32 protein-coding genes and 4 pseudogenes are annotated in these 23801 nt (G+C 43.6%); 12 read left to right on the top strand and 24 right to left on the bottom strand.

Annotation, left to right across the window (positions count from 1 at the left end; all coding sequences use genetic code 11):
• Positions 1-79: 79 nt before the first annotated feature.
• The 4 genes and pseudogenes from hjc to JCM16159_RS03830 form a co-directional block, all read right to left on the bottom strand.
• A complete protein-coding gene (gene hjc / locus JCM16159_RS03845; protein ID WP_243665797.1) occupies positions 80-427 on the bottom strand; it encodes a Holliday junction resolvase Hjc in 348 nt (115 codons plus the stop codon).
• Between the two features lies 1 nt (position 428).
• Positions 429-869, bottom strand: a complete 441-nt coding sequence (locus JCM16159_RS03840; protein WP_054857007.1) for a hypothetical protein — start codon at positions 867-869, stop codon at positions 429-431.
• Positions 869-1138: a hypothetical protein gene (locus JCM16159_RS03835; protein WP_054857006.1), complete on the bottom strand. Its 270-nt coding sequence runs from the start codon at positions 1136-1138 to the stop codon at positions 869-871. Before JCM16159_RS03835 ends, JCM16159_RS03840 begins: the two co-directional genes overlap by 1 nt.
• A pseudogene (locus JCM16159_RS03830) lies at positions 1138-1715 on the bottom strand (TATA-box-binding protein). The gene JCM16159_RS03835 and the pseudogene JCM16159_RS03830 overlap by 1 nt, the downstream one beginning before the upstream one ends.
• A gap of 125 nt (positions 1716-1840) precedes the next feature.
• On the opposite strand from JCM16159_RS03830, the gene JCM16159_RS03825 reads away from it, so the two are divergent.
• Positions 1841-2194: a 30S ribosomal protein S25e gene (locus tag JCM16159_RS03825; protein ID WP_367834260.1), complete on the top strand. Its 354-nt coding sequence runs from the start codon at positions 1841-1843 to the stop codon at positions 2192-2194.
• Here JCM16159_RS03825 and JCM16159_RS03820 read toward each other — a convergent pair.
• Together JCM16159_RS03820 and JCM16159_RS03815 are read right to left on the bottom strand one after the other, a co-directional pair.
• Positions 2191-2514 (bottom strand): hypothetical protein, encoded by a 324-nt coding sequence (locus JCM16159_RS03820; protein ID WP_243665796.1) that lies wholly within the window; start codon positions 2512-2514, stop codon positions 2191-2193. The genes JCM16159_RS03825 and JCM16159_RS03820 overlap by 4 nt on opposite strands.
• A complete protein-coding gene (locus tag JCM16159_RS03815) occupies positions 2490-3095 on the bottom strand; it encodes a hypothetical protein (RefSeq protein ID WP_054857004.1) in 606 nt (201 codons plus the stop codon). Before JCM16159_RS03815 ends, JCM16159_RS03820 begins: the two co-directional genes overlap by 25 nt.
• A 53-nt stretch (positions 3096-3148) precedes the next feature.
• Here JCM16159_RS03815 and JCM16159_RS14290 point away from each other — a divergent pair, with 53 nt between their 5' ends.
• The 3 genes from JCM16159_RS14290 to JCM16159_RS03805 are packed head-to-tail and all read left to right on the top strand — an operon-like array spanning position 3149 to position 4541.
• Positions 3149-3406, top strand: coding sequence for an ArsR family transcriptional regulator (locus JCM16159_RS14290; protein ID WP_243665795.1), 258 nt, complete (start codon positions 3149-3151; stop codon positions 3404-3406).
• 55 nt (positions 3407-3461) lie between these two features.
• Entirely contained in the window at positions 3462-3965 is a 504-nt protein-coding gene (locus tag JCM16159_RS14285; protein WP_243665794.1) for a hypothetical protein, read from the top strand.
• 39 nt (positions 3966-4004) lie between these two features.
• Complete coding sequence (locus JCM16159_RS03805) at positions 4005-4541, top strand: methyltransferase (RefSeq protein ID WP_367834272.1); 537 nt, start codon at positions 4005-4007, stop codon at positions 4539-4541.
• 54 nt (positions 4542-4595) lie between these two features.
• Here JCM16159_RS03805 and JCM16159_RS03800 read toward each other — a convergent pair whose 3' ends face one another.
• The 7 genes from JCM16159_RS03800 to JCM16159_RS14265 all read right to left on the bottom strand — a co-directional run bounded on the left by JCM16159_RS03800 (position 4596) and on the right by JCM16159_RS14265 (position 9543).
• Positions 4596-5651, bottom strand: coding sequence for a phosphate uptake regulator PhoU (locus tag JCM16159_RS03800; RefSeq protein ID WP_054857003.1), 1056 nt, complete (start codon positions 5649-5651; stop codon positions 4596-4598).
• Positions 5652-5753: 102 nt separating this feature from the next.
• Complete coding sequence (locus tag JCM16159_RS03795) at positions 5754-6185, bottom strand: Hsp20/alpha crystallin family protein (protein ID WP_054857002.1); 432 nt, start codon at positions 6183-6185, stop codon at positions 5754-5756.
• A 113-nt stretch (positions 6186-6298) separates the two neighbouring features.
• On the bottom strand, positions 6299-7468 hold the full coding sequence (locus tag JCM16159_RS03790) for an FAD-binding oxidoreductase (protein WP_054857001.1): 1170 nt from the start codon (positions 7466-7468) through the stop codon (positions 6299-6301).
• A complete protein-coding gene (locus tag JCM16159_RS14280; RefSeq protein ID WP_243665793.1) occupies positions 7468-7998 on the bottom strand; it encodes a hypothetical protein in 531 nt (176 codons plus the stop codon). Before JCM16159_RS14280 ends, JCM16159_RS03790 begins: the two co-directional genes overlap by 1 nt.
• Positions 7999-8051: 53 nt before the next feature.
• The gene (locus tag JCM16159_RS14275) at positions 8052-8240 is read right to left on the bottom strand and encodes a hypothetical protein (RefSeq protein WP_243665792.1); all 189 of its coding nucleotides are present in this window, start codon (positions 8238-8240) and stop codon (positions 8052-8054) included.
• A gap of 19 nt (positions 8241-8259) precedes the next feature.
• Positions 8260-9216, bottom strand: coding sequence for an FAD-dependent oxidoreductase (locus JCM16159_RS14270; protein ID WP_243665791.1), 957 nt, complete (start codon positions 9214-9216; stop codon positions 8260-8262).
• A 90-nt stretch (positions 9217-9306) separates the two neighbouring features.
• Complete coding sequence (locus JCM16159_RS14265; RefSeq protein WP_243665790.1) at positions 9307-9543, bottom strand: hypothetical protein; 237 nt, start codon at positions 9541-9543, stop codon at positions 9307-9309.
• Between the two features lie 97 nt (positions 9544-9640).
• Here JCM16159_RS14265 and JCM16159_RS03780 point away from each other — a divergent pair, with 97 nt between their 5' ends.
• The 4 genes from JCM16159_RS03780 to JCM16159_RS03765 all read left to right on the top strand — a co-directional run bounded on the left by JCM16159_RS03780 (position 9641) and on the right by JCM16159_RS03765 (position 11795).
• Positions 9641-10213, top strand: coding sequence for an ATP:cob(I)alamin adenosyltransferase (locus tag JCM16159_RS03780; protein WP_054857000.1), 573 nt, complete (start codon positions 9641-9643; stop codon positions 10211-10213).
• Between the two features lie 39 nt (positions 10214-10252).
• Positions 10253-10381, top strand: coding sequence for a hypothetical protein (locus tag JCM16159_RS18465; RefSeq protein ID WP_367834259.1), 129 nt, complete (start codon positions 10253-10255; stop codon positions 10379-10381).
• Positions 10382-10462: 81 nt separating this feature from the next.
• On the top strand, positions 10463-11134 hold the full coding sequence (locus JCM16159_RS03770; protein ID WP_054856999.1) for a TIGR00296 family protein: 672 nt from the start codon (positions 10463-10465) through the stop codon (positions 11132-11134).
• Complete coding sequence (locus JCM16159_RS03765) at positions 11112-11795, top strand: PHP domain-containing protein (RefSeq protein ID WP_054856998.1); 684 nt, start codon at positions 11112-11114, stop codon at positions 11793-11795. Before JCM16159_RS03770 ends, JCM16159_RS03765 begins: the two co-directional genes overlap by 23 nt.
• Before the next feature lie 2 nt (positions 11796-11797).
• Here JCM16159_RS03765 and JCM16159_RS03760 read toward each other — a convergent pair whose 3' ends face one another.
• From JCM16159_RS03760 to JCM16159_RS03730, 7 genes and pseudogenes are all read right to left on the bottom strand, one after another.
• Positions 11798-12580 carry a hypothetical protein gene (locus tag JCM16159_RS03760; protein WP_054856997.1) on the bottom strand — a complete coding sequence of 261 codons (783 nt, stop codon included), beginning with the start codon at positions 12578-12580 and terminating at the stop codon, positions 11798-11800.
• A 39-nt stretch (positions 12581-12619) separates the two neighbouring features.
• A pseudogene (locus JCM16159_RS14260) lies at positions 12620-13296 on the bottom strand (HAD family hydrolase).
• A gap of 45 nt (positions 13297-13341) precedes the next feature.
• A complete protein-coding gene (locus JCM16159_RS03745) occupies positions 13342-14076 on the bottom strand; it encodes a DUF1614 domain-containing protein (RefSeq protein WP_054856994.1) in 735 nt (244 codons plus the stop codon).
• A 100-nt stretch (positions 14077-14176) separates the two neighbouring features.
• Positions 14177-15163 carry a nodulation protein NfeD gene (locus JCM16159_RS03740; protein ID WP_243665789.1) on the bottom strand — a complete coding sequence of 329 codons (987 nt, stop codon included), beginning with the start codon at positions 15161-15163 and terminating at the stop codon, positions 14177-14179.
• Positions 15148-15471 (bottom strand): ATP-dependent Clp protease proteolytic subunit, encoded by a 324-nt coding sequence (locus JCM16159_RS14255; protein WP_243665788.1) that lies wholly within the window; start codon positions 15469-15471, stop codon positions 15148-15150. The genes JCM16159_RS03740 and JCM16159_RS14255 overlap by 16 nt, the downstream gene beginning before the upstream one ends.
• 45 nt (positions 15472-15516) lie before the next feature.
• Positions 15517-16362 (bottom strand): slipin family protein, encoded by an 846-nt coding sequence (locus JCM16159_RS03735; RefSeq protein ID WP_054856993.1) that lies wholly within the window; start codon positions 16360-16362, stop codon positions 15517-15519.
• A gap of 77 nt (positions 16363-16439) precedes the next feature.
• Positions 16440-16955 (bottom strand): hypothetical protein, encoded by a 516-nt coding sequence (locus tag JCM16159_RS03730; protein ID WP_054856992.1) that lies wholly within the window; start codon positions 16953-16955, stop codon positions 16440-16442.
• Between the two features lie 129 nt (positions 16956-17084).
• Between JCM16159_RS03730 and JCM16159_RS03725 the strand changes: the two genes are divergently transcribed.
• On the top strand, positions 17085-17627 hold the full coding sequence (locus JCM16159_RS03725) for a phosphoribosyltransferase (RefSeq protein WP_054856991.1): 543 nt from the start codon (positions 17085-17087) through the stop codon (positions 17625-17627).
• Positions 17628-17629: 2 nt separating this feature from the next.
• On the opposite strand, the pseudogene JCM16159_RS03720 reads toward JCM16159_RS03725, so the two are convergent.
• Positions 17630-19256: pseudogene (locus tag JCM16159_RS03720) on the bottom strand (radical SAM protein).
• A gap of 120 nt (positions 19257-19376) precedes the next feature.
• Here JCM16159_RS03720 and JCM16159_RS03715 point away from each other — a divergent pair.
• Positions 19377-20159, top strand: coding sequence for a hypothetical protein (locus JCM16159_RS03715; protein ID WP_243665787.1), 783 nt, complete (start codon positions 19377-19379; stop codon positions 20157-20159).
• Here JCM16159_RS03715 and JCM16159_RS03710 read toward each other — a convergent pair.
• From JCM16159_RS03710 to JCM16159_RS03700, 3 genes are all read right to left on the bottom strand, one after another.
• Positions 20086-20793, bottom strand: coding sequence for a phosphoglycolate phosphatase (locus tag JCM16159_RS03710; protein WP_054856990.1), 708 nt, complete (start codon positions 20791-20793; stop codon positions 20086-20088). The two genes, JCM16159_RS03715 and JCM16159_RS03710, sit on opposite strands and share 74 nt — an antisense overlap.
• A gap of 28 nt (positions 20794-20821) precedes the next feature.
• Positions 20822-21331, bottom strand: coding sequence for a hypothetical protein (locus tag JCM16159_RS03705; protein WP_243665786.1), 510 nt, complete (start codon positions 21329-21331; stop codon positions 20822-20824).
• Positions 21332-21550: 219 nt separating this feature from the next.
• Positions 21551-22438: a methyltransferase domain-containing protein gene (locus tag JCM16159_RS03700; protein WP_054856989.1), complete on the bottom strand. Its 888-nt coding sequence runs from the start codon at positions 22436-22438 to the stop codon at positions 21551-21553.
• 119 nt (positions 22439-22557) lie between these two features.
• On the opposite strand from JCM16159_RS03700, the pseudogene psmA reads away from it, so the two are divergent.
• Together psmA and JCM16159_RS03690 are read left to right on the top strand one after the other, a co-directional pair.
• A pseudogene (gene psmA / locus JCM16159_RS03695) lies at positions 22558-23291 on the top strand (archaeal proteasome endopeptidase complex subunit alpha).
• A gap of 41 nt (positions 23292-23332) precedes the next feature.
• Positions 23333-23692, top strand: a complete 360-nt coding sequence (locus JCM16159_RS03690; RefSeq protein ID WP_243665785.1) for a YkgJ family cysteine cluster protein — start codon at positions 23333-23335, stop codon at positions 23690-23692.
• Positions 23693-23801 lie beyond the last annotated feature (109 nt).

Below are 23801 nucleotides of genomic sequence, written 5' to 3'. Positions count from 1 at the left end.
CATCAACATTACCTTAAGTATTCGGTTAATGATCTACTCACGTATTTATTAATCAATTGCTCAAGTGTATATGCACTGCCTAAGTCATCAGTCTCACAACGATAACCCCCTTGTCCGTGATCGGTAGAAAACGCCAGTCATCGCCCTTAAACTTCACGGCAATATACGCATCACCCCTCGCCCTACGCGCAAACTCCAGTAGCTTCTCCACCTTCTCACCCTCAATCCTTATGGAACCCCTCTCGGACCTATACTTAGCTTCGATTACCAGTACGAAGCCGGGACCTATAGCTACAATGTCAGGCACAAACCTCTTTTTAACACCGCCGCCCGATGAGCAACCCCTAAGTACCGCAAGCCCCATATCCCATAACTTATTGGCCAAGGCCCTCTCATGCGCAGAACCCTTTCTCTTCGGTGAACTCATGTTACTCAACCCTAACCTCCCTAATTAAGTCTACGTCGGAACAAATTAATGCGCAGATTGGAGTTGGTGAACCACCACAAAAATCACACCTAGCATTTACAATCACCTTTGAATTACCAGCAAGGTTACCCTTAATAATGCCGTTATATAGCTCGGCCAATTTAATATCATAAGTGAAAAGCAACCGCGAGTGCATTATTAAGTCGATATTATTTATGGAGTCACCACGTACCAGCACGTAGAGGTCACCCCCCGAGTCTACATAATCCATTAACCAATCAATGGCAACCTTCGGTATTGCCCTAGGCAGTACCGGTGTTTCACCATTGATTACTGGGTCTATGAACAACTCATTAGGTATATTAAGTAAGTGCGGTCTTGCATTCATAATCCTCATTAGTGAGTCGAACGTGAAGCCAATTACAGTATTTGAGAGACTCATTATGTACCTGAGCCACGACTCACCAACCCAGGCCCTAGTATTACGATTGCCTTATCAAACTTGCTTAATGAATTTGGGAGTCTGGCGTGGATCCTTCCATTGATCCTAACAATACCAATGGCCTCCTTACTCAGCATTCTTAGTCTCTTTATAATAGCAGGACCAACCTCACCTCTTAATTCCATTGCTAACTTATTCGTAAATACTAAATTAGGTACTCGACTAACTTCCTGGCCTATTATGGGTACTGCCTCTGGGAACATGGACATCAAAACTCCTCTTCCTCCTTACCCTCCTCCTCGTATAAAGCACCAATGTCTTTAAGCACATCGTGTATCTTAAAGACTGCATCCTTGACCTGCTGCTCTCTCTTAGCGCCAGTGCACACTATCTTGCCTGAACTAAATATTAGTAGGACGACCTTCGGGTCATCCATCCTATAGATCAGGCCGGGGAATTGCTCGGGTTCGTACATCGAATTCTCAAGCATTAACGCCGACTTCTCAATATCAACTTCAGCATGCAGGTTGCCGGAGGCACTATGTTCTGTACCTGTATCTCCGGTGTGAGCGGTACGTCAGCCCCATGCTCATTAAGCAGCCTTACCAATTCCTTGACGGCCCTCTTAAGCTCATTCTCACTCTTAGCCCCTGTACACACCATCTTACCTGTCCTAAATATCAATGCTGATATCTTCGGCCTTTGCAACCTTAGGATCAAACCAGGGAATTGCTCAGGGTTATACTCAGCCGCTGGGAGTCTCTCCGCGAGTTTGTCCAGGTCTAAATCAATGCCGAGGTTTACCGTGGCGACAATATTCTCAATACGATAAGTGGGATTTGGCATTATTCATGATTTAAAAAAAGCACTTAAAAAAACCTTTCCGACACAATCATAGGCATAATACTTAACTCCCGTGCGGAGGAAAAGAATAGTTTATAAAGGGAGGTGCGGTAGGGTTACTGACCTGTATGGGTGGAAAGAAGAAACCAACACTCTCGCAATTAGCAAAGAAGCAGGAAAAGCAACAGCAAGCCCCCGCCAAACCAGCTGCGAGGGGTAAGAAGGCAGCTACTGAGGAGAGGCCAACAGCTAAAGCATCACTCATTGATCAAAAGCTCCTTAGCGATGTTGAGAAGGAGGTAGTCAAGTGGGAGTATGCGACACCGTACCTAGTAGCCACTAGGTTTAACACAAAAATAAGTGTTGCATACCAAGTACTAAGGCTCTTGCCAGTAAGGGCGTACTCGTGCTTGTATCAAAGGGGCACAGGACCGAGGTATACACGACTCCCGAGAGACTCAAGCAGGTGGCCGCGTAACTAAGTGAATAGTGAGTCAAGCCTAACCTTAACGAATTCCTTGGGTAATTCCTTAACCCTATTAACAACGCCAGGTTCCACAACCTCCACAATACCCAACCTCCTGAGAGCCCTTAAGACCCCATCCTCAATCCTCATGATATTCTCACCGGTGCTGCCAAGTTGCTTGGCAATATCGAACTTAAGCCTCAATTCACCAACACTCCAATACCTCTGCAGGTAACTGAGCATTGCCATGGCAACCTTATAACCCTCCTCCCTGTTCTGTGGTAATTCCTCCTCAATGACTCTCCTAAGCATTACCATGAAGTCCTCCATGGGCACTGTCGAATAGTCCGTTGGAGTGCCTGTCCCCTCAATATTAATAGAGCCGGCTGTTTCCTTATTCTCCCTCTCGGCTCTCTCGCCTCATTAATACTCCGCACCTCCTCTTTGCGCTCCTCAACCTTAGGCTCAGCCTTTTGCTGCGCATCTTCGTGCTTAACCTCCTTAGAAGTCTCTGTCCTTACCTCCCTTACTACATTCTCATTAATCTCTACCGTGGTTCGCTTTTCCTCCGGCCTTTTATCTTCACTAAACACCTCCAAAATGCTTGAGCTCCTAGTGCGTCTTTGCTTAGCCTGACGCCTTGTAGGTATTGATTGCTTAGTGACTTCCCCAGGTACCTCTATGTACATTGGTATTGATAGTTTAATGTCGTTATTACCAATTCTTATGGTTCCAATTACGTACTCCCCGGAAACCTTAAACCTCTTTTCATGAATTAACTCTCTAATTATTAGGTACAGTAGTGCATTACCTACCTTATTACTTGATGACCACTTCAGCAGGTCCTGGTAAGTAACCCGCTTATTCCTTGTTATATACGTACTCAGTGAAACCTTCAAATCATCAAAACTAACCACAGAATACTCCCAAGAAAGAACTCTTTTATACTTACTCTATAGGTATTGCTGTAATGAGTAGGGACGTTGATGATGTAAGTAATATCGTATTGAAGCCAAGGAGACTGCAGATATTGAGATTATTACTTAATCGGGGAACCATGAGGATATCGGACTTGAGGAGAGAATTGAATGCCCCCCAATCATCTATTTACTACGACGTTGAGATACTAAGAGCTAATGGCTTAATTATCAGGGATGGACCGTATGTGAAGATAACGAGTAAAGGTAGGATGCTTATAGAAAAAAATCGATGGGATAATAAGCCTTGACCAGGGTACTGAGAAACCGAGTATAAAAACCGATGAACTAACTGATATATTACTGATGAGACCATTAATAATAAATATGTATAGGCTTGGGCCAAACGCATTACTTATTTATTCAATGGTGATAATAGTCCTTGGTCTAGTCACGGCTTTCATACAGAATTACGAATTACTACTCTTGATTTTTGCGGAAGGTATGAATTCCATGCCAGTAGGCGTAACGATAATATCAGTACTTGCCTATCTCGGCATCGCATTATTTATTTATAGGTACCTACTCAGCAGCGAGATTATTGACCTTAAGTTGTTGAGCGGTATCTTAACATCCCTTATACCGATATCGTTATACCCAACGATAATGGCGTTGATAACGCCGTGGTTACCACCCTACCCACTCTCAATAATCGACGCCTTGCTTAAGGCATTTTTACCGCTTATTAGCTTGGTAATACTTTCCACGGTACTCTCAATGAGTTCAGGAAAGCCCATGGAGTACTCATTACTCTTTGGAACGCTATTTCTGCTAATACCTTCCGTATTAATATATATAGTATTATTTTAGGTAGCTAGGTAATATGAAAATCAGAGTGTTAGGCGATGTATATCCCCCGCTGAGGATACTTGGCAAACTGTTGAGTTACTTCGCTGGGTTTTAAATAATTACGCTAATCACGGATATTTACGTATAATCGATGCGGGTTCCGGAACAGGTATACTAACACTGGCGGCGCTGGAGGAGGTAATAAATAAAGAGGGTATTACGTGGGTTTTAGCTGTTGATATTGATTACAACGCATCAATGAATACCAGGATAAACCTAATTGATAATGACCTCTATCAATATGCTGATGTCATAACTGCGAACCTCCTGGACACGATTAAGGCTGGATTCCGTATTGACATAGTAATTAGTAATCCGCCTTACCTGCCAGGTAATTGGAGTGAGGATTGGAGGATTTTCGGTGGACCTCATGGTAATGAGGTAACCAGGTCATTAATACAGTTGGTGTGCCAGGGCAGAGTTCGCATGGTTATCCTAACTCAATCATCATTATCTAACTGGGAAGATTTAATTGGTTATTTGGGAAGTTGCGGCTTTAAATTAATAATATTTAAGGCAACTCATTACTTTTTTTGAGGATATAGTAACAATGGTTTTTGAAAAATTTAGTTTTTAGCAAATTTGGTCGAATCAACCAAACTGCTCAATTGCAAGGTTAAGTAATGCTTCGCCAACATCTGATGCATACTCAGCGATTCTATAGATACTATCCAGTATTAGTCTAGCGGATGCCGCCGCTTGAGTGGTTAGGTTGTAATTCAATAGTGACGAGTCGAGCGAGTCCACCGCTGACCGTATCTCATACTTAACAGTATCAATTATGTAATTAATTTCCCTCATGTCCACCTTCTCCGTCATTGCCTTACCAACATTATTCATTATCACGGAATCCTTACTAAGCAATTCACTGAACTTCTGTCTAAGCTCCTGCGGCATTATCAATATGTACTTATCACTAAGGTTCACGATCTCTCGGGCTATCTTAACTGCATGGTCGGCCGCCCTCTCCAACGACTTATTAATTATTGCGTACTCAATAATACTCCTTGGGTCCTGAATGCCAGATAGGCTTAGGGCATGCTTACTGACGAGGACCCTCTTCAACTGCCTATTTAGGAGCCAGTAGAACTTATCAACCTCGTTATCCCTCTCGATAATGTCGGTGGCCACTGCCTTATCACCATTCTCTATCGGTGTTCTTAAGTCATCAATCATACCAACGACGGTCTTACCAAGCTTCACTATTATGTCCCTAATGTTTATGTCAGGCACATTAACGAGGTTCTGAATAACAAGTGTGTTTCTGCCCTCCTCGATAATCTCAACACCTGTCAGCTTTCTCCGAACAATATCCTTAACCTGTTTCTTAAGGTTCAGCGTCGATACATCAAAATTAAGCCTAAATATATCATAACCAGATAGGTAATGAGCCAGCAATACTCTCTCCAAGTGATCTATGTTTGATAGGTCCTGGGTAACGTTTATTGATGACTCAAGGAGCGGCGCCTTAACCATCTTCTTGGGCACAACAAGTAGCGATAGGTCTGGCTGCGGTATTACGAGGACCTCATCGCCAGGCTTAAGATCCACCTGCCTAGTCCACTCCTTTGGCAGTGAAACTATTAGGGTTGCGCCTCCCGTTAATTGAACCCTCCTGGTTTCCGGCTCAAATTTCACTATAGACATCACGACCTAATAATTAGACCCCTATAAATACCTTATCCTAATAAATCAATAATTATTAATCGTATGATTTTTAGAGATGAAATACTTATTTATTACTCATAACTATTCTATTAAAACCTCCGTTTCTGCTATACTACCTAATTTAGGTATAATTATCTGTAATACGCCATCTCTATACATTGCCTTAGCGCTATCAACCTTAAGTCTCACTCCGAGTTCCACCTTCCTATAAACCCTGAAATTGCTCAACCTCTCCACCCTAGCTGCCTTACCGACTGCCGGTAGTGGCTGTGGCTCGGCCATTATCTCCACGTAATTACTACCAACCCTGACCTTAATATTTTCCTTCTTGACACCAGGTAGGTCAGCGAGTATTATTACTGAATCGCCATTATCGAAAACATCTATCGGAGGCTCCCTGGTCACCAGCCTCGGGTCAACAACAGTGGCTAACCTACTTATTAGCTCATTTACCCCCGCCTCCACCTTATTAACACTCACTGCAATATCCGTAGTACTCTGCTCCATCGTCATGGTTAATAATTAGCTACGATTAATAATTACCCAAACACATTAATTAAATGATACTCCATGAATTACACATGAATAATACGAAGACCTGAGCAAATAGGAAACTGCCTATGTATTTAAATAACCAGTAATTCCTTGATTAGATTCCCCGTAGTAAACCGATCGGGCAGAAATGGCTCCATTATTGGATCAACAACGCCATTAATCATGTAATTAGCCAGCAACTCAGCGGCGTATGGGCCAAACATGAAGCCGTGGCCTGAGAAGCCAGACAGCACGTAAACACCCTCGGGCCATGTACTTAACCTACCCATTACGTGACTATGGTCAGGCGTCATTTCGTAATAACCGGACCACACCCTCATAACCCTAATCCTCTTAAGACTGGGCACTAACTTCACTGTCTCCCTAGCCCAAGCAGTTAACCAGGAAAGGGTATTTCCATAGGGTAAGAAACCTTCGCCACCCTCAAGTTCTATACTACCCAATATCTCACCCCTCATTGTCTGACCGACATATAGGTTAGTCTCAGTATCTATTATGTAGGTATTAATTATTGGTTTCACAGGTTCTGTAATCCCGATTTCCCTTCTAACGGGCTTAATCGGAATATCTATATTGAGTGTGCTTTTCATGACCTCGCCAGTCCATGCCCCAGCCGCGAATACCACATCCTTCGTCTTCACAAAAACATTATTACTTGAGACGCTAACGACCCTACCATTCTCAACACCGATGCCCTTAACCTCCGAGTACTCATAAACCCTAACACCAAGATCGAGCGCCCTCTCGTAATAACCCAACACCAGGTAATCATGGTGGAAGGCCCCATCCTGGGGGCCATAGACAGCACCCACTATGCCCTGGGTATTGATGTATGGGAACCTATCCCTTAATTCCTTAACCGTGAGTATCTGAACGGGCACACCTAGCGGTTTCCATAATTTCTCGTTAAGTCTCTCGTAATTCCCAAGAACCTCCTTACGCCTAACAAGCCATAGGTAGCCCTGTCTCTCAAAGACTCCGTTCCAACCAAGTTCACCACTGAGGGACTCTAATTTCTTAATGGCTCTTATTGCAAACTCCGTATTCTCCCTATTCCCAAAGTGAACCCTATACCTACCCGCATTCCTCGTTGAACTCCCAGAACCAACATAGCTCCTCTCTAGTACAACGACGGAGAGACCCTTGCGAGCTAGGTAATAGGCTACGGCCAAACCAACAATACCTGCACCAACAACCACGGCATCAGCAGTCAAAGAGACTAATCCACGACCCTCACTCATCACTCACCACCCGTAAGCGTGGCCATCGGTATTGGCGCCTCGGGAAACCTAATCCTCGGCAATCCAAGCTCGCTAGGCTTCTTTTGGTATATGAAGCTTAGTATTAGATTCGCACTGACAAGGCAGAACTTACCCTGGCAGGGACCTGTACCTAAACCAGTGGTCCTCTTTATCCTCTCCATGCCCGGTAACCTCAATGATTTATATTCCTCCTCCTCACCGTGAAGAACCCTAACCCTGACCTCCCTACCATGCATTAACACCCTGACCGACTTTAATACGTCATTCAGGGTAACATCCTCACAGAAGCATAGGTACTGCCTATTGGCACTCCTAAGGGCATTTTCCACGTCCTCAATAGACCCGGCGGCAGCCCACATGGGTGCATGAGCTACGTTGGGTTCGGCATAATAACCACTGCCCTGAAGCCCCTGCTCAAACCTGAGGATTACGTTATAATACGAGGAATTCACAGTGACTAAATCCCTCTTGAACTCAGCTAATTCCTTATCGAGAGTCTCACCAGGCACTAAACCCTCCTTAACGCCTATACTTAATGCGGTTATCCTAGCCTGCTTAACGATTAAGCCTCCGGGAGTAATCCGCCGGCATCACCGACAACATAAACATTACCAAGCCCGAGATCTCCCGTAAGGCCCCTCCTAGGTACGAGACCTCCGATTTCCGGTGCATAGACGATAGGCACGCCTAATTGTGCTGGCAGGTCAATGACCGGTAGCCTAACGGCACTCACTAAAACATCTACAATCAACTCCTCCCTCCTCTGAATCTTAGCTTTTTTTGCCTCTTATATTCTCAAGCGTGAGCCTTAATCCATCACCCGAGTCCTTTGCATCGACTATATTCATGCCAATAAATGTCTTAATGCCCAAGGTCTCAATCTTATCCCTATATAGATCACTCCTTATTATGGCCGAGTTATCGCCAAGGTACGTATCAATACCAAGTTGGGCTAGGTTCATAGCCACCCTAACACCCCAATCATCACTGCCCCAAACCAAGACCCTCCTCGGCCTAAAGCCCCACCACTTGGTGAACTTAAGCACTGTCAACCCAGTGATCATGCGTGGTGTGCCATTACCTGGAAAAACAAGTGGAACCTCCCTAAAGCCCTGGGTCAACACTAAGTACTTATAATTAAATACGTAAATCTTTGAGTGATCCCTGGAGTGACCTATCGATGCGTCCTCGAGAAACCCATCAAAAATAGTTCCAGTGAGTATTGTGGTTGAACTACTCACCTCCTTACCCAACTTACTAATGAATTCACTGCCCCTACCTAAGTCCCTGATCTCAGTATCATCAACGACCAAGTGCCCACCAAGGTAGTACTCACCCTCGATAATCACCGTTTTCAAACCAAGCTTACCCAGTTCCCTCGCCACTGAAAGGCCGGCTAAACCTCCGCCAATTATTAATACGTCAGTATCAACATTAATTCTTGATACCTTGTCAGGAACGTTAGGTAATTCATTAATTGATAACCTATTTAGGGAATTTCGTACTCTATTACGTATTAGTGGCCATAACGATATTAATAATCTGCTTCGGGGAAATGATGATGGGCTTGCAAATCCCCTGAGTATTGAGGAAACGCTATTAAGCTTGCTCGGTATTGTTGGTTTTTCGCCGCATAGATCGTAATATCCAGATGATGCCCAATAACCCTCGCACCACCACTCACAGCATATGATGCCCCTCACCTCCCCATACCTTGAACTACGCATAATGCCGTAATTACCACGGTCAAGTTCCTCAATAACCCATGGCCGTTTGCCATTCAGGTCCTATAGGCTTGGAATAGTTATAAGTTTTGTCTACTGCGGTGAGTTACCGCCTCTTAGTGAGGATTTTATATACTCATCACACTTACCGCGGTATAGGCAGTAATTGCATGGTTGTGGTAATTCACCGGCTAATCTTCTTCGAATCAATGGACAATGCTTTACGTAGTATTCAGGATAGCATTTCTTGCATATCACCAGGGAGTTGCCTATGTAAGCCACTTCCCAAAATGATACACGCCTCCCGCATATGCTGCATGTAAAGCTCACTTTCACCCACCTCCACTGAATCGTTGTTAGTTATTGCATTATTAAATTAAGTACTACCTATATTAATTTCCCCAATGAGGAATTAAATGAGTTTGTTATGACTAACGTATTCGTTGATTGCCTGAGGATTGATGGATCAATCAAGTGCCCAGGCGATGGCGGATTCAGCGAGGTAATAGTATTTGGTAAACATGTCAGGCTTAGGAAGGATCACCCAGCCATTGAGCTCATGGGCAGGCTCGACGAGCTCGAGGCATTGGCTGAGTGGGGTCTTCAGGAAATCGGCGGCGATAAATTTAGGGCTATTGCTGCAATGACCGCGGCTTTAAATACGTACCTAGCCACTGGGGATAGTGAATGGCTTAAGCCTGTCAGGGATATGATTAATAAGGCTTGCGAGTTAGATAGCAGGGAATTGGGGTGGTTTATACCCAGTGATAAAACAACGGCATTACTAAACCTGCTCAGGGTTAAGGCTAGGGAGGCCGAGAGAACCGCGGTTAAGCTGCTTGATGATGACTACTTCCCTATTAACAATGTTAATGAACTCATCGGCATGCTTAATCAATTGAATAAGTATATTGCTCACCTAATATTCCTAAGCAATGTGCATGTATTTAAGAACGTTAATGATAAGATAAGGACATTATTAGGCATTAATACTCCGTAGGTGGTAACTTTTATATTAATTACCATGGCTTGAGGATTGATGAGGCATACTGTCATAATTGCCACGGTACTGTTCATAGTGACTATCATAGTCCTTATTTACTACGTGGTCTTCATGGATAATGGGCAATTCCTAGTCGGTAATACCAACAAGGCTTTAGATGCTTAATGCTATCCCTTGTAATTGTTTCGGGGATTATCACGGGCATAGTGTATTTATTTAGCTCTAAAATAGAGAAGAGTGGTAGTAATGTTCAAACCGTACAACATAGAGGAGGGGAGGTTCCTGGTTAAACTGGCTAGGGCGGCCGTGGAGGAATACCTACGTAGTGGTAAGATTATTCAGGCGCCATCAGATACACCACCGAAGTTACTCAAGGACATGTACGGAGTCTTCACAACGATAGAAATATTCACGGGTAGGGATAGGAGGGGCGAGCTCAGGGGTTGTATTGGCTTTCCGCAGGCGGTTTATAATACCGTGAATGGGGTGATTAGGAGTGCCATAGCAGCTGCCGTTGAGGATCCAAGGTTTGAGCCCATGAGTATTGAGGAATTGAATAAGGTTACCTTTGAGGTATCCGTATTAAGCCCGCTCGAGTTACTTGAACCTGGAAATCCGAGGATCTATCCTGAGAAGATTGTGGTTGGTAGGCACGGTATTGTGATTCAGAAGGGTTATTACTCGGGGCTTCTCCTGCCCCAGGTCCCTGTTGAGTATTGCTGGGATTCCATGACATTCCTCAATGAGGGTTGCATGAAGGCGTTTTTACCACCTGATTGCTGGCTTGATGAAGATACGTCAGTGCTTATTTACGAGGCTCAGATATTTAAGGAGGTTGAACCCAACGGTGAGGTTGTCGAGAGGGATCTAATGGAGGAATTAAGGAGGTGTAGAAATGCCGATAAAAGTAAAGGCTGACCTACATACGCACACCATATATAGTGATGGCAAGGGAGAGCCAAGGGATGTAATAATAAATGCCTTAGATAAGGGTATAAGAGCGTTGGCTATAACGGACCACGATACATTTAAAGGCTCACTCAAGGCGTTAGAGTTCATAAGGGATAATGACTTATTATCAAGGGGTGATTTCGTATTTATAGTAGGCAATGAGGTCAGGACACTTAATGGCGATGTATTAGTACTATGCAGTGAGTACCCGGGCACTGATAACGTGCCAAAATCAATACCTGAACTCCTTGATTGGGTCGCCGAGAATAACTGCGTGGCAGTACCTGCGCATCCATACGATGTATTGAGACATGGCATTGGCGATAGGGTAAGGAGGTATAAATGGCATGCAATAGAGGTGTTTAACGCAGGGGCATTACCAGTGTTTAATTGGAGGGCCGCTAAGGCAGCCCGTGAGCTTGGGCTACCTGGTCTTGCGAATAGTGATGCGCATGTGCCTGACCTCGTCGGTATTGCCCATACTGTGTTTGAAGTCGATGATTTAACGGTAGAGTCCGTGTTTAAGGCTTTACTTAATAATCGTGTTATGACCATCGCGCATTACCCCGGTCCCAAATTAATCATTAGGAGACTCTCCTGGTCCATTAAGCGTAGGATAAGGTACTAGCCTTATGGCTTAAATACTTCATCAATGAACCTCTTAAATAGTAACCTAACCAGGCCACTACTAACTGAATCTAAGTACTCATCAGTCGATAGAATAAGTGAGTAATCGCCATATTTTACCAAGTATACGTACTTATTACCGCTGTATACGACCATGAGGTCCATGTTATAATTAACGACGGAACTTATAAGTCTCTCGTCAATGTTATATTCACCCACATGCTCAATAATGCTTTTGCCCTTCATAAGGCCTACGAAGGACGCCCTAAACAGTTCCTTGAATTCTGATAGACTAGATGGGATATAACCCATTTGAACAAAGGGTGGACTCTGCATTAGGCATTGCCTTTCTAATTGACCAATGTAGCTCTTGAGTTCATTAATTCTCGAGAGCAGTAGATCTGTAGTATCCGCTGATGTTTGCCTAAGTATCTGTACTAGTTCATTCTCAATGCCTCTAATTAATTTTTCAATTCTATCAATATCGACTGGTTTCTCGGGACTCTGCAGCGGCTTGATATCGACGGGCTTACTTTCGATAAGTAATGCCCTACTACCCTGTCCGGCAGGCACCTCCTGAGAAGGCTGTAAGGGACTTGGTCTTTGACGCTGCTGAGACTTCTGCTCAGGCTTATACTGTGGAAACGCCTGCTCTATTTCGCCTTGCCCCTTCTTCCCACGCCGTCCACCAAAATAACCCAGCCTATATAATAACGCCAGAACCACGGCTATTACAACTATCACTATTATCACAAGCATCATTGCTCCTGTCTGCAGAGTCACCATTACAATAAAGACCTAGGGAAAAATTAATAAAATTAATGCTTATACTAAGAATTGACCAAGATACCTAGCAACATCTAATAAACCCTTGATGCTTATTACCCGAGGATCCTCATGCTTACCCAGGAAAAACACAGTGCTAACCCCCGCATTCAGCGCCATCTCAACGTCATATCTAGAATCGCCGACAACCACGACCTCGTGGACATCAAGACCTAGGGAATTAAGTATTCTCAGTAGTGGTTCAGGGTCTGGCTTACCTCTGTTGACGTCGTCCCCCGCCACGAGGGCGTCCACGTACTTACGAAGTCCCGTTACCTCGAGAACCTTGATGGCGACCCTCCTAGAACTTGAGGTGACTATACCTATTATAAATCCTCGATCCTTAAGGTACTTAGCAACTCAGTTGCACCGTCAATGGTTCTGGCTCTGTCAAGCAATGATAAGTACACTTCATTCTTAATCTCAAGCGCCTTCTCGGCAATTATGTCGCCACATAATCTCCTCGCAATGTCTAATGCCCTAAGTCCCATTAACGTTCTTACATACTCCATGGTAGGTATGGGGAAGCCAAGGCGTTTACACGTCTCTATCCATGACGTCACATGTAGAGGCACAGTATCTACTAGGGTGCCGTCTAGGTCGAATATTACGGCCTTGATTTTCCTTGCGTCAGTCAGCAAGGCATCATCATTATCATCTGTAGACCTGTAATTCATCACTGGTAATTATTGCTTAATGGGGATTAAAAGCTTGCCTGTAAATCAAAGTAATAGCGCCCTATATAAGGACGCCAGTATTAATGACGTGAGACCCGTTAGGTATATTCCGTCAAAGACGCCTGCGCCGCCGATTGATACGTAACCTCTCATCACCCTTACAACCCTTTTAATATTGAATATGTCAGCGCCAAGTAATGTCGATAAGGAACCAAGGCTATACGAGAAGGCCAGCGGATTTGCATGAAGTGTTATTGTGGTTATTAATGTGAATGTTAGAGTTAGTAGAATCGGTAATGCAGATGGTAGTGCAATCCCGATACCAGGTATTAATCTGGCATTGCGCCATATTATTAATGATGATAATGCCAATGACATCACGAAAGAAATAAACACCAACATACTGCGGATGAGGTACTCAGTTATTAGGTATATAGATACTATCGTTGGTATCACGGCACCACCCACATTCACCTCGAGAAATAACTTATCAACCCTCTGTATAGTGATTGGCATTGGGAATAACTTCATGAAGTCGATGAATGGCGTGAATGGTGTATAGTAAGTGACCTCGGCTACAACCACATTAATGTAACTTGTCAATAATGAACCCAGTGTTAACGTCAATGCCAGCAATGGTCGTACACCAATGCTAACCAGTACTAGGAATAGAAATAAAAGTAGGGGCGATATCACCAGGAAACCAATGAAAATGAAAATATTCACAGGTAATGAAAACCTAATGCCAAGTCTCGGTCTTACATCATAACTAGATGCCATTACCTATTGATTATCATCACTAAACTTAATAAGCGTAACTGGGTTTGATTTCTTTAATTTGTCGTTAATTATAACGTAAGCACAGGAAACCATGGTAATCTTAAGTGGATGGTTTCACAAGTAGGGTATCGCCATCAACATCAACAACAATAACCCTGGAACCCTTCCTAACGCTCTCCAGTGCCTTAGCCCTCCAGTATTCACCCCTCACCCTCACGTAGCCAATCTCGTCCTTGTTAATATCATCAACAGCAGTCCCAACATCATTGATGGGCCAGTAAAGCCTCTCTGAGAGAGGTCTTGTCCTTATTATGCCTATCACCTTAGCCGCTATGAGTCCTCCAAACCCACCCACGAAGGTGATTAACACGTAAAGCACTATCCTGGCCTCGACCTGGTTTGTAGCTATTAACCAGGATTGAGGCGAGTAGGTTGGTTGGAGGAGTATGAGGCCCAGTACAGTAAGTATCATACCCGTTATGAATAGTGATGCATGTGTTGTGAAGCCCGCGTGCACGTCAATGACTATTGCGGCTAAACCAATAATTAGTAGTGCCAGGCCGAGCCAGTTGACGGATAATCCCGTGAGCATGGGTATTATCATCAGTATAATACCAACCCCAGCTAGGTAGTAATGCCTTACTGCGAAGCCGATAATGGCAAGGAAGAGTCCTATCCCGGCCAATAGGTCCTGTATCGTGGGATTAATTAAGACCTCATAAACCTGGTACCCAATGCCTGGCTGGTAATACGTGACCTTTGGATTAATGACGTAATACGTAACCCCACTTATTGTACTGCCGTTTATTTCATTAAATAATGAATCCAAATCCGTGGCCACGAAGTTTATAACGCCGTACTTAAGTGCATCCTCAGGTCCAAGGTTCGTGTTGTAGAATACGCAGTCATGTGCAAAGGTCGCATTCCTACCCCTAAACTCCGCAACCTCCACAAAGTATTGACTAATCGCATTGAGTATCTTGCTCTCATTTATGAACACCTCCTGGCCGGTTATTGGGTTTATCTCAACAGGCTCGCAGGAGCCTATTACCGTACCTGGCGCCATTGCGGCTATGGTAGTAGACATAAGGACAAGCGTGCCCGCAGACCACGCATATGAGCCGTGGGGTACACAAAGCCTATCACGGGTATTTTCGAGTTCTCAATACTCGATACAATATTTAGCGCAGCGTCTAATTCCCCACCCGGTGTTTCAAGGATTATTAATAATGCCGAGTTCGGGGTTGATTCTGCAAGCTGCAGAGCATTTTGTAACTCCTCATATGTTAAATCAGTTATTTCACCATTAAGATTAAAAACATATACCTCATGAATCACATACGTATTAGAATCCGCAATTGATATGTGAATTAACGCCATTGTTAACGAAATCATTATAATTAACACAATTAAAGACCCATACTTCAACTGCATGTTTGCTCACTGCTGGGTCGTACCACCTGAACCCTCCTGCTGCTTCTTCAGCGCTGCCGCGGCTAGTGTTGACAATGTCGTGACCTCAAGAGAGCTCGGCACAACAAGTATTAGGTTGTGTTCCTTAGCCACCTCAAGTAATGTGTCAAGTTGCCTAAGCGTTAGTGATATTGGGTTCTTATTGTAGGTCTCAGCAGCCTTTAGGTACATCTGTGAAGCCTCATAATCTGCCTGGGCCAGGATAACCTTAGCCCTCCTCATTCTCTCAGCCTCTGCCTGGGCTGCCATGGCCCTGATCAGGGTGTCGGGCAGCTTTATGTCCTTTATCGCGACTGCCGTTACCTTAACACCCCATGGACTAACGTGCTCATCGATTATAGAGGCTATCTTCTTGGCAACCTCCTCCCTCTGTGTAAGTAATGTGTCCAAGTCGACCATACCAATGACGTCTCTTAGGACGGCGGCACCCAGCGTCGCTGTGGCACTTCTATAGTCAGTCACTGACAGTACCGCTTTGGCAGCATCGATGACCCTCATGTAAACCGCGGCGTCTATCGTAACCTCAACGTTATCCTTGGTCAAGGCCCTCTGGCTTGATAAGTCAATTGATATGACCCTTAGGTCCATCGTTATTGGTCTATCAATAACGGGTATTATGAACACAATGCCAGGTCCATAGATACCCTTATACTTACCGAGTCTCAATTTAACGATTCTCTGGTACTCGGGAACAATCCTAATCGAGTACGCCAGTATTGCAATGATAATTATCAGTAAAAATATTGCCAATATTGCCACTGCTATTATCGTACCGACCTGAAGCAATACCTGGGGTAGTAACTGCATATACATTAGTTATTAAATTTACAGGGCCATTAATAAACTTATTTTACCAATAATGGGTTAATATCGTATTATTAATTATTAAACTATTGACCAAAACGCCGGCGATTACGTTTATCCTTTAAATAATCACCTAATGCAATCATTACGAAACCCACGATTATAAGCACAATCCCAATACTAAATAGGTATAGTGCTGTCACGTATTGCCCAATGAACACATTAATCACGTAATCACGACCCATATATGCGCAGTGGGTCCTGCCGAAAATCTCGATATTGCCGGAGATCATTGGTGCTATTGCCACGCCACTTGCCCCAATCGGTGTGTAATAGCCGTAGGTCACACTCGAACCATTTGTATACTCTATGTTTACCTCAATTGAAATAAGTAATGATTGGTCCAGGGACTTTATAACCTCATTTATTCTATTGCCAGTTAATGAACCATTGATTATATTATCCAAAACCTCTATGCATGTTGTTGCATTAACATGGTTATACGAAATCGCCGATTCCCAGTGAGAGTAGTATATTGGTATTGATGAAGCTAATATTATCAGTATTCCCGAAATGATCATTACCTGGTACCTATTAATCATTTATTTTCCCAAGCATCATCTGTATATAAATACCTTAGGTATCCCGTGTATCGCGATGCCATAGCTCGAAGTATTTATTTAAATACGTAAAACGATTGGTTTATAAACCCACCCTTTTCACGGGTTATAATGGCGGATTATCACCGGTATAAGTGGGAAGATATCGAAAAGGGCGTCTTAAAATTGGTCCAGGATATTTTAAGGAGTAATTTCCAGCCTGATGCGTTAATAGGTATTTCCAAGGGTGGTGTTGTCATTGCGTCATTAATGTCCGATATACTTGGAATACCCACCGATCTTATGCAGTTAACGCATTGGAACTTTGGTAGGGCTAAGGATAGTATTGCCATTAAGTATAAACCAAGCATTACCCTTAGGAATCTCAATGTGCTATTGGTGGATGACGTTAGTGATTCAGGCTTAACACTTAGCACTGCTAGGGAGGTATTAATAGGTCTTGGCGCCAGGGAAGTTAGGACTGCCGTTCTTGATTACAAAGCAATAACGAGCAGGTATGTACCTGACTATTACGCCTATAAGTGGGTTAGGTGGGTCTACATTATATACCCATGGGAGAGCTTTGAGACCTTCAGAAACGTGGGTATTAATGAGGCCAGGGTAATATTCACAAGCCACGAATTAATTAAAATGCAGGAATTAATGAGGACCTAGCCTTAATCCTCATTACTAGATGATGTGTATAACTCCATGAGCTTGGGAGCCTCTACCTTTGAAACTAGCTTTCTATTCTTAATCTCAGCGGCGATTTGGTCGAGCCTATCGTATAAGGCCCTAACCCTCTTCTCCACGTAATTCATGAAGTAATTAACGGCAGCCCTAACCGGCCAGTACTGCGGGCCCTTTAAGTAGAAGTGGTTCACAATGTCCTTAGCCCAGTATATACTGTGCTCGAACATCTTCTTCATTAACTCAATGTGCTCAGGCATTAGGTTGTACTTGATTATCCAGCCGTCCTTCTCAGCTTATGTGTTCATGGGGACGTAGAACATGGGCACAACCAAGCTCCTATATGGCCTTATCCTATCGAGTAGTTCTATCGTCTCCATAACGTCATCCTCCGTCTCACCAGGTAATCCTACAATCACTGTTAGAGCAGGTATGAGCTTAATATCATGCATCACGCCCAATGCCTCCTCAACAACGTCCCACCAATCCTCAATCTTAAACGGCGCGGCCTTGCCGGGCATTATGACCTTGGCTAACCTCCTTGAACCCGTCTCCAGGCCCACCTGTGCGCCCCACCAGTCCTGGTGCTCATCCTCAATTATCTCGGCAATTTTCGTAGCAACTTATTGTGTTTCTTTTCTGCTGTTAATACTGATGCCAATGTCGTGTGGCTCCAGGCCATTGTTAGGTAATACCTCTTAACGAGTTGGTGTAGTTTAATCAATTTATCGGGATTAAGCTCAACGCCTGTCGATCCATACAGTGGCACATCATCTGAGTGTATTAGGCCATGTACTATGCCGTACTTAACATGAAGCTTCAGTTCCTCCTCGATCTTCTCGAGCGAGTACACCTAAGCGGCCTTATTGTAACCGGGCAGAAAGCACAGCCTCTCGGGCATCCTCTACCTATTTCTATGAAGCCATTAACGGCAGGGTACTTAATAGTCGGTATCTCATCAATACTTGGCACATCATTCACACCAACATATACGTATCGAGGCACAGACTCATTATTGAGCATTCTCTTTACAAGGTCAACGACGAGTCTCTCGCCCTCACCATCAAATACCGTATCAACCCCAAAGAAGTCCATGAGCTCTGGCAGGTATAACCACTGCCATGCCGCTGGGCCGCCAACCACCACCTTAAGTCCATTCCTGCTCTTGGCATCCATTATGTATGGCCTAATCCTCATCATGAACCTCCTGAATGAGTACGCATTGAGTGGTTCTTTGCCAACAATTGCTGACCAGGTCGATGATGGTGGATTAAGTCCGAAGTAATCATGGTGACTGAGCATGAGCATCTTGGCATTGGGTATGTACTTATGCACGTAGTCTGGGTCAATTATTGCGGCATTTATACCCGCATCAAGCAGCGCGGCCTCTATCTTCCTCATGCCGTAGGGCGCTTGATACGGCCTACCGTATTTATCAACCTTCATCTTAGGCATCGCTATGTACTCATGAATCCACTCGCCAAGCTTCCTGAATGGACCTACTGTTATGAATAATGGCCCTGTCGTCACGAATCCCAGGAACTCCTTACCGTGATAATTACTCATCATTGAGCGGTCTGTGGTTATTACAACATCGTACTTTGGTAATACCATTAATGAATGCAGGGGTATAGTTCCTTTAAAAGCTTTTACTGCCAATTAAGATTCTCATTTGTATTTTTATCCTGATTCCAGTTAAGGATTATTAACCCTAAGTAAAACAATACGCCAAAAATGGAGATAATACAATTAGTAAGTATTCCGGACAATGAATTAAATAAGGTTAAGGAATTAATTATATGGGCCATTAAGGAACTCGGGGTTCCATGTGATGATATTATTATTTACATAACAGATAACCACAATAGGGTAAGGGAGGCTCTCGGCCTTAAGGAGGTGACGCATGAGGAGTGGCCCATTAAGTACATCGATGCTGAGGGGCGGTCTATCATATCTGTACTACCAAGTGAACTGCTTCGATTGAAGGAGGATGCCAGGATTATCGCATTGCGGGAAGTTGCCCTAGTAAAGGTTTTGAACGACCCGGAACTAGTCAGTATGTGGATCATACCACAGGGTATAAATGATAATGTGATGTACAGGGTATCATTGGCCATGCTTAGGAGAACCGTTGATTTCGTAATAGCTAAATCACAGTTATTGATTCAATACATGATTAATGCATTTAATAGGGATGAGTTAAGGAATGTACTAATGACTTGCGAACAAACTATTGATTGTGCGATAATGGCATTGGCACTTGATGTACCACTCAGTATTGAGCTAGCGGGGAATATGGGCTTAGGTAAATCATTGTGGAATGATACCGTTAAGGGATTAGATAATGACTTTGTTAGGAGGTATGGTGATTTTAGGGATTTTACTAGGAATAACTTCAACGTTGAGAACGCCTATAATTACTTATTAATGATGTTCAAAAAAATCATAATCTTGGCAGGTAATTCCTTAGGAAATCAGCAACTCCCTTACCGCTTGGCTTATCAAGCACTATCTTAGCCCTTCTCTTAAGTTTATCCGTCGCATTTGATACTGCAACTCCGTAACCCACAACGTCCATTACATCAATATCCGTATCACTGTCACCCACATAAACAGTGTCATTACAGGATATACCTATCGTGTCACAGAGGTACTTAACGGCCACGGCCTTACTTGAATTAATCGGCTGTAGGTGTAGAGCATAGCCGCTGTGGGAAACCTTCACCTTACTGTCTAGGTTCATTCTTTTCAATTTATCCCTAACATCCTCCACTAATTCGTAGGGATCCCTGGGCGCCCATAATGTTATGTCGAATTTCCTGTAATTGAATTGATACGTAGGCCTTAGGTCCGGTATCATTTTCATTAGACTTAACGCGATCTCCCTCAAGTTTAAGTCCTCGCATAATTCGTGAACCTCACTCTTATAATCAACAATGCATCCATTCTCGGCAATAAGAGGTGATCCCCTAGGTAGGCCTATGTAACGGGAGAGGGCTTGGGTAACTATCAATGCATTACCCGTTACTAAGCCAACGATGTAGTTACCCACAAGTTCTTGCACTGCAGCGATTGCGTCGGGATCAAGGGCCTCGGTATTCCTATCCCTCGTTAGGGTGCCATCAATATCAAGTAGTACGAGCTTGATCATCGAATCCCAAACACCAATCCTATTTTTTTTATCTTTGTGCCACAACGACTCCCTTAGGCATTGTGCTTACTCTCCATTTAATACTCATCAATGCATTCTCATCGTGGTAATACGCCCAATCCTTAACCCACTCGTTAGTTAATAGATAAATTACTAAGGCCGTGGCCACTAACTCATGTTCATTTAATGCCTTTATCAATATGGCCGTTATTGATATCAATGTTATCGACGAAACAGCAATAATATAGGGTAAAAAGCTATAGGATATATCGTTGAAAATCATGGTTAAGGTAATAATGGTTATTAGTGGTATGGATATGAGAATAAATGGCTCAATTTTTCTTGGCGCTATTTTGAATAATAATGATGGGGGATTCTGGTAAAGTACGTGATGAAAAACCTCATGCATCAATATCCTACCAAGTAATGGCCTTGGCCTTTTCATAAGTTCTGTGGAGATGTACATCATAGATCCTGATCTACGAGGTATATAAACCGCATAGGCTCCGAAAATGCCTGTCATGAAGTCGGAAACCACGACTTTTATAGGACCATATCCGCAATTGATCAATGACTTATTTATCCTATTAATAAAAAAATTGAAAGTCAAGACTCCCATTCTCGAATTCATATAGGGCAAGCCTTAATTCATTAATGACATCCTTATACCGAATAAGCCAATCGGGCTTGCAAATCATTTCTTATCATTTAATTTTTGAACTATTTATACCTATATTTAAACCGTAGCAAAATATATTCAATCTGCACCTAACCTTGTCTTTCTAAGGACCAGCATGTAATGATAAGGAGAAACCTCTGCATAGTCTTCTCTGATAAAGCCCCATTTATTGAAGTACTGCTCAACCTCCTCGGGTCTGAGCTTAAATGGTGGTCCAAACATTACGTCTTTCTTAAACTCGATGATTATTAACCTACCGCCAGGCTTCAGTATCCTATTTACCTCTTTAACGACTGCCTCCTTATCCTCAATATCATGAAATACGTTGGACATGAAGGCAAGGTCAACGCTATCACTCGGTATTGATGTGTTAATAATATCTTCATTAAGTATGGTTATATTGCCGTAGTTACCGAACCTTCTACGAACCTCCTCGATCGCTGTCTCATCAATATCAACGCAATAAAGTCTTGATGCATATACCCTGAAGAAATCGCAGTAGTAACCCTCACCACAGCCCAGGTCTGCAATAATCATTCCATTACTCACGTAGGGCTTAAGAATCTCATACACACTAATTCTCTCTTCCTCAACATGTTTATGATGCCTATGGTGACCATGGTGCTCTTCATGTGTTGGCCCCTGCGCCTCAGTTAATTCACCGTTAATAAACGCCTTAATTGCATCATCAACATGTCCCTCAAATATGTAAATCTTAATGCCCTTCCCAACCGCCCATCTATAGCCTGGAGGCCCAATCTCGGATAGTATAACTGTGTCAACTCCACGTTCAAGTATACTCCTTAGCATGAATATGCCCCTAACCTGCTGGGCGTACTTAGCTGGGTTTTCATATCGCTCAATAACCTCGTAAGTACCATTATCCCTAACCTCCACTATCCACACCTCATCACCCTCACCAGGTCCTGAAACGAAGCCACTGCTTACCGATATTGCTATTCTCATATCCGATATCGGACTCGATTACTAATTTAAAAAGCTTACGCGGTGAGTCACAATCACAAAATAAACAATTAAGTAGGTTTGATTTAAAAAGCCCACTTGATAAGGCATTAACGAAGGGTATGTTCTCACCACAGGTTTACGGGTATGATAGGGCCATAACAATATTCAGCCAGAGGGTGAGCTATACCAGGTTAGGTACGCTGGTGAGGCCGTTAAGAGGGGTTGGGCCACTATCGGCATTAAGTGTGCGGATGGTGTCGTACTAGCCGCTGAGAAGAGGAAGGTTAGCGCCTTAATTGATCTAAACAGTATTGAGAAGGTTTACATGATAGATGACCACATCGGCATTGCAGCATCGGGTTTACTATCCGACGCTAGGGTACTCATTGAATACGCAAGACAGGAGGCGCAAACGCATAAGTTACTTTATGATGAACCAATAGATGTCGAATTACTAACTAGGAGAATTAGCGACCTAAAGCAAATGCATACGCAGTATGGCGGCGTGAGACCATTCGGCGCCGCCTTAATTGTTGGTGGTGTTGATAAGCATGGGCCAAGGCTATTCCAGACAGACCCGGGCGGTATATACTTTGGCTTCTATGCCGTCGCCATGGGCGCTGAGTCATCTAGAATAACGGAGTTCCTAGAGAAGGAGTATAAGTACGACGTGAGCCTCGACGATTGTGTGAAGCTCGCCATTAGGGCGTTAAGCCTTGTTCTTGAGGCTCCCGAGCCTGATAGGCTTGAGATAGGTGTTGTTGATGTTAAGACAAAGATGTTTAGGAAATTAACCACGGATGAGGTAAGTAAGTATCTGCAGGAGGTTAAGGGATCATCACCTCAAACATAATCCTCATAAGTAGGTCTTTCTAAAACCTGCCCTAAATTATTATGAATATCAAAATAAGCGCAGAATTCCCAAGGGTTAGGTTTACCTGTACATTATGCGGCGAATGCTGTAGGCGCTACTGGATACCCGTGACGCATAGGGATGTTATTAGGATTGCCAGGTACACGAGAATGAGACCTCGGGAATTCCTCGCCCTATTTCCAAAGGACATGGCTGCTGATTGGGATGAGCCCGTGATAAGGCTTAGGGATGGTGAGTATTACCTTGTGCTTAAGAAGAGACTTGATGGCACATGCATATTCAATAAGTGGGTCGGCGATAAACTGGTTTGTTCCGTGCACCCAGTCAAGCCAATGTATGTAGGTACTACCCATTCATTTACTGGCTTGATGGCGGTGTGATTAAGTTTGAGGTATATGATAAGGCACTTGGGTATTGCCCCGGAATTAATAAGGGTGGCTACGCGAATTTCAGGTTGAAATTTCGTCAATAGAGGATTCCATCAAGACT

The organism is Vulcanisaeta sp. JCM 16159, from assembly GCF_001316265.1.
GTDB lineage: Archaea > Thermoproteota > Thermoprotei > Thermoproteales > Thermocladiaceae > Vulcanisaeta.
The sequence above is the reverse complement of the archived record's forward strand: the minus strand, read 5'-3'. Positions and strand labels throughout refer to the sequence as shown.

Bases quoted from the DNA above. Each gene is read 5' to 3' on its own strand.
- hjc (WP_243665797.1), bottom strand. From the start codon at position 427: ATGAGTTCACCGAAGAGAAAGGGTTCTGCGCATGAGAGGGCCTTGGCC.
- JCM16159_RS03840 (WP_054857007.1), bottom strand. From the start codon at position 869: ATGAGTCTCTCAAATACTGTAATTGGCTTCACGTTCGACTCACTAATG.
- JCM16159_RS03835 (WP_054857006.1), bottom strand. From the start codon at position 1,138: ATGTCCATGTTCCCAGAGGCAGTACCCATAATAGGCCAGGAAGTTAGT.
- JCM16159_RS03825 (WP_367834260.1), top strand. From the start codon at position 1,841: ATGGGTGGAAAGAAGAAACCAACACTCTCGCAATTAGCAAAGAAGCAG.
- JCM16159_RS14290 (WP_243665795.1), top strand. From the start codon at position 3,149: ATGAGTAGGGACGTTGATGATGTAAGTAATATCGTATTGAAGCCAAGG.
- JCM16159_RS14285 (WP_243665794.1), top strand. From the start codon at position 3,462: ATGAGACCATTAATAATAAATATGTATAGGCTTGGGCCAAACGCATTA.
- JCM16159_RS03800 (WP_054857003.1), bottom strand. From the start codon at position 5,651: ATGTCTATAGTGAAATTTGAGCCGGAAACCAGGAGGGTTCAATTAACG.
- JCM16159_RS03795 (WP_054857002.1), bottom strand. From the start codon at position 6,185: ATGACGATGGAGCAGAGTACTACGGATATTGCAGTGAGTGTTAATAAG.
- JCM16159_RS03790 (WP_054857001.1), bottom strand. From the start codon at position 7,468: ATGAGTGAGGGTCGTGGATTAGTCTCTTTGACTGCTGATGCCGTGGTT.
- JCM16159_RS14270 (WP_243665791.1), bottom strand. From the start codon at position 9,216: ATGCGTAGTTCAAGGTATGGGGAGGTGAGGGGCATCATATGCTGTGAG.
- JCM16159_RS03780 (WP_054857000.1), top strand. From the start codon at position 9,641: ATGACTAACGTATTCGTTGATTGCCTGAGGATTGATGGATCAATCAAG.
- JCM16159_RS18465 (WP_367834259.1), top strand. From the start codon at position 10,253: ATGAGGCATACTGTCATAATTGCCACGGTACTGTTCATAGTGACTATC.
- JCM16159_RS03770 (WP_054856999.1), top strand. From the start codon at position 10,463: ATGTTCAAACCGTACAACATAGAGGAGGGGAGGTTCCTGGTTAAACTG.
- JCM16159_RS03765 (WP_054856998.1), top strand. From the start codon at position 11,112: ATGCCGATAAAAGTAAAGGCTGACCTACATACGCACACCATATATAGT.
- JCM16159_RS03760 (WP_054856997.1), bottom strand. From the start codon at position 12,580: ATGGTGACTCTGCAGACAGGAGCAATGATGCTTGTGATAATAGTGATA.
- JCM16159_RS03745 (WP_054856994.1), bottom strand. From the start codon at position 14,076: ATGGCATCTAGTTATGATGTAAGACCGAGACTTGGCATTAGGTTTTCA.
- JCM16159_RS03740 (WP_243665789.1), bottom strand. From the start codon at position 15,163: ATGTCTACTACCATAGCCGCAATGGCGCCAGGTACGGTAATAGGCTCC.
- JCM16159_RS14255 (WP_243665788.1), bottom strand. From the start codon at position 15,471: ATGATTTCGTTAACAATGGCGTTAATTCACATATCAATTGCGGATTCT.
- JCM16159_RS03735 (WP_054856993.1), bottom strand. From the start codon at position 16,362: ATGTATATGCAGTTACTACCCCAGGTATTGCTTCAGGTCGGTACGATA.
- JCM16159_RS03730 (WP_054856992.1), bottom strand. From the start codon at position 16,955: ATGATTAATAGGTACCAGGTAATGATCATTTCGGGAATACTGATAATA.
- JCM16159_RS03725 (WP_054856991.1), top strand. From the start codon at position 17,085: ATGGCGGATTATCACCGGTATAAGTGGGAAGATATCGAAAAGGGCGTC.
- JCM16159_RS03715 (WP_243665787.1), top strand. From the start codon at position 19,377: ATGGAGATAATACAATTAGTAAGTATTCCGGACAATGAATTAAATAAG.
- JCM16159_RS03710 (WP_054856990.1), bottom strand. From the start codon at position 20,793: ATGATCAAGCTCGTACTACTTGATATTGATGGCACCCTAACGAGGGAT.
- JCM16159_RS03700 (WP_054856989.1), bottom strand. From the start codon at position 22,438: ATGAGAATAGCAATATCGGTAAGCAGTGGCTTCGTTTCAGGACCTGGT.
- JCM16159_RS03690 (WP_243665785.1), top strand. From the start codon at position 23,333: ATGAATATCAAAATAAGCGCAGAATTCCCAAGGGTTAGGTTTACCTGT.